Origin of the sequence: Streptococcus mitis, from assembly GCF_003942965.1 — a bacterium.
GTDB classification, from domain to species: domain Bacteria; phylum Bacillota; class Bacilli; order Lactobacillales; family Streptococcaceae; genus Streptococcus; species Streptococcus mitis_BH.
On sequence record NZ_RJOG01000040.1, the window covers coordinates 1 to 7,609 of the forward strand.

The 7,609-nt window shown below is 36.3% G+C and carries 4 protein-coding genes; all 4 read left to right on the forward strand.

Annotated features, from left to right (window positions below; all coding sequences use genetic code 11):
* Positions 1-356 precede the first annotated feature (356 nt).
* Complete coding sequence (locus D8837_RS08750) at positions 357-767, forward strand: thrombospondin type 3 repeat-containing protein (RefSeq protein ID WP_125417157.1); 411 nt, start codon at positions 357-359, stop codon at positions 765-767.
* 47 nt (positions 768-814) lie between these two features.
* The gene (locus D8837_RS08755) at positions 815-7,033 is read left to right on the forward strand and encodes a DEAD/DEAH box helicase family protein (protein WP_185755700.1); all 6,219 of its coding nucleotides are present in this window, start codon (positions 815-817) and stop codon (positions 7,031-7,033) included.
* Positions 7,034-7,107: 74 nt separating this feature from the next.
* Positions 7,108-7,392, forward strand: a complete 285-nt coding sequence (locus tag D8837_RS08760) for a DUF5962 family protein (protein ID WP_000969635.1) — start codon at positions 7,108-7,110, stop codon at positions 7,390-7,392.
* Between the two features lie 13 nt (positions 7,393-7,405).
* On the forward strand, positions 7,406-7,609 hold a 204-nt coding region (locus D8837_RS09625), incomplete at its 3' end, for a DUF5966 family protein (RefSeq protein WP_125456814.1).

Consider the following 7,609-nt stretch of genomic DNA (forward strand, 5'->3'; position numbering starts at 1 on the left):
TAGTTAGCGTTATTGGCCAATTTTTAGGCCGTAGTTTAGTAGATATATCAGGTTTCTGGCAACCGAGTCTTATAGTTATTTCTTTGTTAGTTATTTTTTATAGTATTACAAAGGGATTTTATTTATTTCAAGATAGATAAATTGGAATAGTTACTGATTCAAAAAGAACATACTTATTGACATTGAAACCAAAGCAATACTAAAACTAAAAGACAAGGATAAAAAAACTTGTCTTTTTTTATCTTTTTAAGGAGAACGCAGTTTTAGCTCGTTCTCTTTTTTGTTGTGATACTTCTTTCAAGGAATATTTGGTAGGATTGGGGTGAAACAAGATTAACTAGGAAAGAAGGTAGTATATGGAAACCATTTATCAACGTGATTCGGATCAAGATGGATTAACTGATGCTCAAGAATTGGCGCTAGGAACCAATCCTCTTAGCGCAGATTCTGATGGTGATGGTCGTTCAGATTTATTGGAAATAGAAGGAGGAACCAATCCCTTAGAAAAGGATTTTCAAGACATAGACCAAATAAGTATAACTGAACCGTCATCAGTATTTGTGGAAATGAAACAAAAGATTTCAGATATGATGGAGAGTCACTACAAGGAATTTATACAGGCACTGATTAGTATTGAAACAGGGATTGAAAACCAACAAGACCTTGAAGACTTATATACTTACTACATGAGAACAGATGCCGTTTCTCTTTTGTCTAGTAATTTAGAAACCAGTCCTCAAGAGGTTGAAATGGAGATAGAGTTGTAGGGGAATCATGTGATTCTCCTATTTTCGTATAGATGAAAGGAGCGAGTATGGAAGTAATGCAATTATTGGCTATGTTTCGTGGAACAATTCCAAAAGATAGGGAGAAAATGGACCTATTTCTTCGTTATCAAGCGCAACATTTTGATGAGAAATGGCAGGATTTGGTAGAGAGTTTTTTGGCTGAAGAGGGCAAGATAGAAGAGATACCTCATGTGTATTCGTTTCATCAAGATATTATTTCTTTCCTAGAGGCTAGTTCTGAAAATAATGACCAAGATTTAGAAAGTTACACAAGAAATTTTGGACAAGCAGGTCTAAGTAAATTATCTCAATTAAGTAATTTTGAGAAAAACTTGGTGCTAGAAGTCGCAACCTATAACCTTTCCACTCGATTTTACATCCAATCTGAAAAAGAGAAGTTAGAACCATTAAGTGAGCTTGTATGTCATCAGAAACAGGATGTCAATTTAGTCAATGTCTATCGGGTTGCGAATAATCTATCTGACCGTGTTAGTAGAGATATAGAGGAATTTCTTCTAATGGTTGACTCAAAAGAGCTTAAAAAAGAAGTTCTTGAGATTCATTTTGAAGAAAAAGAGGGAGATGTTCTAGCCTATTTGGGTTCTGAATTAATGGCTACTTTAGATACCGTTTCGGATCTTGTCCATCATGAAGAAAACTACCAACAACTCCCACTGACACAAAAGCTGAAGATTATTACTCATTTTGATGAAGTAAAGGCTATAAGAGAAAAGTCTAATCAAGTAGAGGAATCTTTGTCTCCTTCAAGTGATATTGAACAGGAAACGGAAGAAACGAACTCTTTTTCTAATGTCGATAAAATTGTAGAAGAAGCTTTGAGGGAATATCCAATCGGTTCACAAGTAAGTTATAAAGGACAAGTATTTCAATTGGTTTCGATTGAAAATGCACAGTTAAATGACTTAGTTCGCCTAGAGCTGTTCAATGATTCTAACCAGTTATTTGAAGAGAACCCTATTTTATACTTGAACAGTTTGAAAGAGATTGAACAAGTATTGTCTCATGTAGAACTTGAAAAAGAAGATTCAGAGATTGAGATTGATTCATCAAGTGAAAGTCAGGAAATAGATTTGTTTTCCTACCTGGAAGAAGATAATGAAAAGGATAAGGATAAGGAAACAAAACCTTTAATTTCAGGCATAGAAGAGACGGATGTCCCCGTTCAAGATTTTGTTTTTCCAGATGAGTTAGAGGACTTTTATCCTAAGACAAATCGAGAAAAAATTGAAACGAATATCGCCGCAATTGAACTTGTCAAAAGATTAGAAAAAGAGGGACGACAAGCGAATCCAGAAGAACAAGAGCTACTAGCCAAGTATGTCGGCTGGGGTGGTCTTGCCAATGAATTTTTCGATGAACTCAATCCAAAGTATGAAACAGAACGTTTAACTCTTAAGAGTTTAGTAAGTAAATCAGAATACTCCACTATGAAACAAAGTTCTCTTACAGCCTATTATACAGACCCAATGATCATTCGCCAGATTTGGCAAAAATTACTGGATGATGGTTTTGAAGGGGGAAGGATATTAGATCCTTCTATGGGAACAGGGAACTTTTTTGCGGCTATGCCTAGAAGTATACGAGAGAGATCAGAACTCTATGGAGTTGAATTAGACAGTGTGACAGGCGCAATCGCAAAACAACTCCACCCCAATACCCATATTGAAGTACGAGGATTTGAAGAAGTTCCCTATCAAAATAATAGTTTTGATTTAGTCTTAACGAATGTTCCGTTTGGAAATTTTCGCATTGCCGATAAAAACTATGATAAACCTTATATGATTCATGATTACTTTGTCAAACACTCACTTGATTTAGTAAGAGACGGAGGACAAGTGTCGATTATCTCATCTATTGGGACAATGGATAAACGGACAGATAATGTCTTACAAGAGATTAAATCCAACACTCATTTTTTAGGGGGAGTTCGTTTGCCGGATACGGCTTTTAAAAAGATTGCAGGTACTCGAGTGACCACAGACCTCCTCTTCTTTCAAAAGGATCAAGCAAAGAATCTTAATGAAGATGAGCTTGTCTTTAGTGGCTCTATTCCCTTTGAGGAGGATAAGCGTGTCTGGATCAATCCTTATTTTGATGGGAAATACAACACACAAGTTTTGGGTGAATATGAAGTACGTAATTTTAATGGAGGAACCCTCAATGTTAAGGGGGTATCAGAAACATTATCTACTGACATAATGAAAGCATTCGAGAATGTGGAAGCACCTAAACAAATTGACAAATCTTTGAAAGCACCTGTTTTTATCCAAGAAGAAGTGGATAATTCTATCCCAAGTCGTATACGTGAGGACTTAGCGCTCTATTCTTTTGGATATGAGGGAAATCAAATTTATTACCGAGATACGCATGGCATTCGGAAAAGTTCAAAAGTAGACGAAATTAGTTATTATGTAGATGAGAAGGGAGATTTTAAAGCTTGGGACAGTTCTTTGTCTGAACATAAAATAGACCGATTCGTGCAACTTCATTTGACAGATGAGGAAGCACTAGATGTTTACAAGTCAGAAGAAGCGAGTAAAAGAGGGAAATATAAGGGCTTGTTCAAAAAAACGGTCTTTTATGAAAGCCCCTTATCGGATAAGGACATTAGTCGCATTAAGGGAATGGTTGATTTGAGAGAGACCTATCAATCCTTAATTGAAATTCAACGCCATCAAGATTATAGTCGGACAGATTTTCAGGCATTGCTTGGCAAATTGAATCGTGACTATGATCGGTTTGTAAGCCAATTTGGATACTTGAATGCCTCAGTCAATCGAAACTTATTTGATAGTGATGATAAGTATTCCTTACTAGCTAGTTTAGAAGATGAATACATTGATTCTAAAAGTCAGAAAGTAAAATATAAAAAATCTTTAGCCTTTGAGAAAGCATTGGTTAGGCCAGAGAGAGTAATTGCAAGAGTTTCAACGGCTTTAGATGCCTTAAACTCTAGTTTATCGGATGGTAGAGGGGTTGATTTAGACTATATGGTATCAATTTATCCCGAACATAGCCAAGCTGCTATTTTAGATGAGTTAGGTGACCAGATTTTAATAGATCCAGAAAGCTATTTAAGAGGCGAAAGAAAATATCTTTCTAAGAACCAGTTTTTATCAGGAGATATTCTCAACAAGATAGAAGTAGTTCAACTATTAGTGGAGGAAAACAATCAAGAATATGATTGGAACCATGCTTTAGATTTGTTAGAATCTGTTCGCCCTCCACGGATTCATCTGGCAGATATTGAGTTTAAAATAGGGTCACGTTGGATTCCTCAATCCGTTTATGGTAAATTTGCCTTTGAATGTTTTACCAATCGTGAATTTGAATTGTCTTCGCCAGATGTTGAACAAGTCATTGAAGTGAATCCTGTCGATGGACAGGTTCATTTAAGGACATCATTTGCTTATCGCTATCCAAGTGCCAAAGATAGTAGTCTTGGAGTCAGTGGGTCACGTTATGATACAGGAAGAAAGATTTTTGAGAATTTACTAAATTCAAACCAACCGACGATTACCATGACTGTTACGGAAGGAGAAAAGAAAAAGACCATCACAGATTTGGAAAAAACCTCTGTTCTAAGAGCAAAAGAGCAGCATTTACAAGAACTCTTTCAAGAATTTGTCTCACGGTATCCAGAAGTCCAACAAGTCATTGAGGAAAGCTATAATCGTCTTTATAATCGAACGGTTAGTCGAGAGTATGATGGTAGCCATTTAGTTATTGATGGCTTGGCACAAAACATCAGTCTTCGTCCTCATCAAGAGAATGCCATTCAAAGAATCGTAGAAGAAAAAAGAGCCTTGTTAGCTCATGAGGTAGGTTCAGGAAAGACCTTGACCATGCTTGGTGCTGGGTTTAAATTAAAGGAGTTGGGGATGGTTCATAAGCCCTTGTATGTAGTACCTTCTAGTTTGTCTGCTCAATTTGGCCAAGAAATCATGAAATTTTTCCCTACTAAAAAGGTCTTTGTAACCACTAAGAAAGATTTTGTGAAGGCGAGAAGAAAACAATTTGTATCACGTATTATTACAGGAGATTACGATGCCATTGTCATTGGGGATTCTCAATTTGAAAAAATCCCTGTCAGTAAGGAAAGACAGATGAATTATATCGAGGATAAACTCAATGAACTACGAGAGATTAAAACACATTCAGAAAATAAGTATACCGTTAAAGAAGCAGAACAATCAATAAGTGGTCTAGAGAAACAATTGGAAGAACTGCAACGCTTTAATCGTGATAGTTTTATTGATTTTGAGAACTTAGGAATTGATTTTCTCTTTGTGGATGAAGCACATCACTTTAAAAATATTCGTCCAATTACTGGACTTGGGAATGTAGCAGGTATTACCAATACAACCTCTAAGAAGAACGTGGATATGGAAATGAAGGTTCGACAGATTCAGGAAGAACATGATTTTAAAAATATTGTCTTTGCGACAGGAACACCTGTTTCCAATTCTATTAGTGAGTTGTATACTATGATGAACTACATTCAACCAGATATCTTAAAACGCTATCAAGTTGATTATTTTGACTCTTGGGTAGGTGCTTTTGGAGAAATTCAAAACTCTATGGAATTAGCTCCTACAGGGGATAAGTACCAACCTAAGAAACGATTTAAAAAGTTTGTCAATTTACCTGAGTTGATGAAAATCTATAAAGAAACAGCCGACATTCAAACACAAGATATGATGGATTTACCTGTTCCAGAAGCTCATATTATCCCTATTGAGAGTGAGTTAACTGAAAACCAGAAACTCTATTTAGAAGAATTAGTTATGAGGTCAGATATGGTCAAATGTGGAACAGTTGATCCGAGCCAGGATAACATGTTAAAGATAACAGGTGAGGCACGGAAACTAGCAATTGATATGCGTTTATTGGACTCTAGTTATAGTCTAGCAGACAATCATAAACTGCTTCAGGTAGTGGATAATGTTGAAAGAATCTATCGTGAGGGAATGGAAAATAAGGCTACTCAGATGATTTTTTCAGATATTGGCACACCTAAGAAAAAGGATAATGGCTTTGATGTCTATTCTGAAATCAAGGCTTTATTAGTTGATAGAGGAATCCCTAGTAAGGAAATTGCCTTTGTACATGATGCCAATAGTGATGAAAAAAAGAATAGTTTGTCTCGAAAGGTCAATGCAGGAGAGGTGCGGATTCTCCTTGCCTCAACTGAAAAAGGAGGAACAGGTTTAAATGTTCAGAGCAAGATGAAAGCAGTTCATCACCTGGATGTCCCTTGGAGACCAAGTGACATTCAGCAACGCAATGGACGGATTATCCGACAGGGAAATGAAAACAAGGAAGTGGATATTTACCACTACATTACCAAAGGTTCATTTGATAATTATCTATGGGCAACTCAGGAGAACAAACTTCGTTATATTAAGCAGATTATGACTTCTAAGGAGCCGATTCGTGCTGCAGAAGACATTGATGAGCAGACCATGACAGCTTCTGATTTTAAGGCACTAGCAACAGGTAATCCTTATCTCAAATATAAGATGGAACTAGAGAATGATCTAACTCTATTAGAAAATCAAAGACGCGCCTTTCAACGCAGCAAGGATCACTATCGTCATACAATCTCCTACTGTGAAGAAAATATGCCCATTCTTGAGAAACGATTAAGTAAGTATGAAGGCGACATTCAACAGTCTGAAATGTCAAAAGACCAGGCATTTTCTATGACGGTAGGTAAGCAAGCTTTTGATCAACGATCTGAAGCAGGGGAATCCTTACACCGTCTTATCCGTCATAATCAAGCTGACAGCAAAGAATTTCGTACCCTAGCCAGTTATCGAGGATTTGACATTAAAATGCTTAGTCTTCCAACAAATCACCCTCTTCCTGAAACCTTCTCTGTTAAGATTGTGGGAGAAAATCAGTATTCTGTCAGTTTAGATTTGTATTCTCCTTTAGGCACAATTCAAAGACTTCAGCATACGATTGATCACATTAAAGAGGACCAAGTGATAACTCAGAACTTATTGGATGAATTAAAGGATAAATGGAATACTGCTAAGGTAGAAATTGAGAAAAACTTTCCAAAGGAAGAGGATTACCAAACTAAAAAGGCCGAATACGATGTACTCGCGCCATTGATTGAAACGGAAACGGATTTAGATATTATTGATCAGGCCTTAAGACAATTCCATGAAAAAGGAAAAGAAAAGCAAGAACAACTTTCTTTTGAATTAGATTAAAAAATAGATATAAATAGCGGACAAGAAAAGAAAAGCGCGGTAGAATAAAGATAGAAAGAAACGAGGTAACGATTATGATGGAAGATACCTATTATCAATTAGAAGAGGCTTTGGTACAGGGATTTCAAACACCTGAAGAATACCAAGCCTACAAGGAGTTAAAGGAACATTATGAGGAAGTGACAGGCGATTACAGCTTTTCTATACGAGAACTTACTAGTCAATTGGAAATCGCTCTTCAGAATCATCGAGGTGTGGACTTTGAAGAACATGAGAAAGAGGAGTATTTGGACTTAGTTCAAAAATTAGAAGAGTTTGATTCCTCTCTTGCCACCCATTATCGTCAATTGATTGACTAGAAAGGAGAAAGTCATGAATGATTTACTCCTTATCCCAGTAATTTTTTTAGCAGTAGGAGGAATTCTCATTCTTTTATGGAGACTCTTTCTTATTGTCAGTGGACTTTTCCTTATTGGTTTTATCAGTTTTCTTATTTTCGTGGAGGTCTATGGAATTTATCTGTTCTTTACTGAACCGACTTTATACTTTGATGATATCAGACAACATGGTTTAACT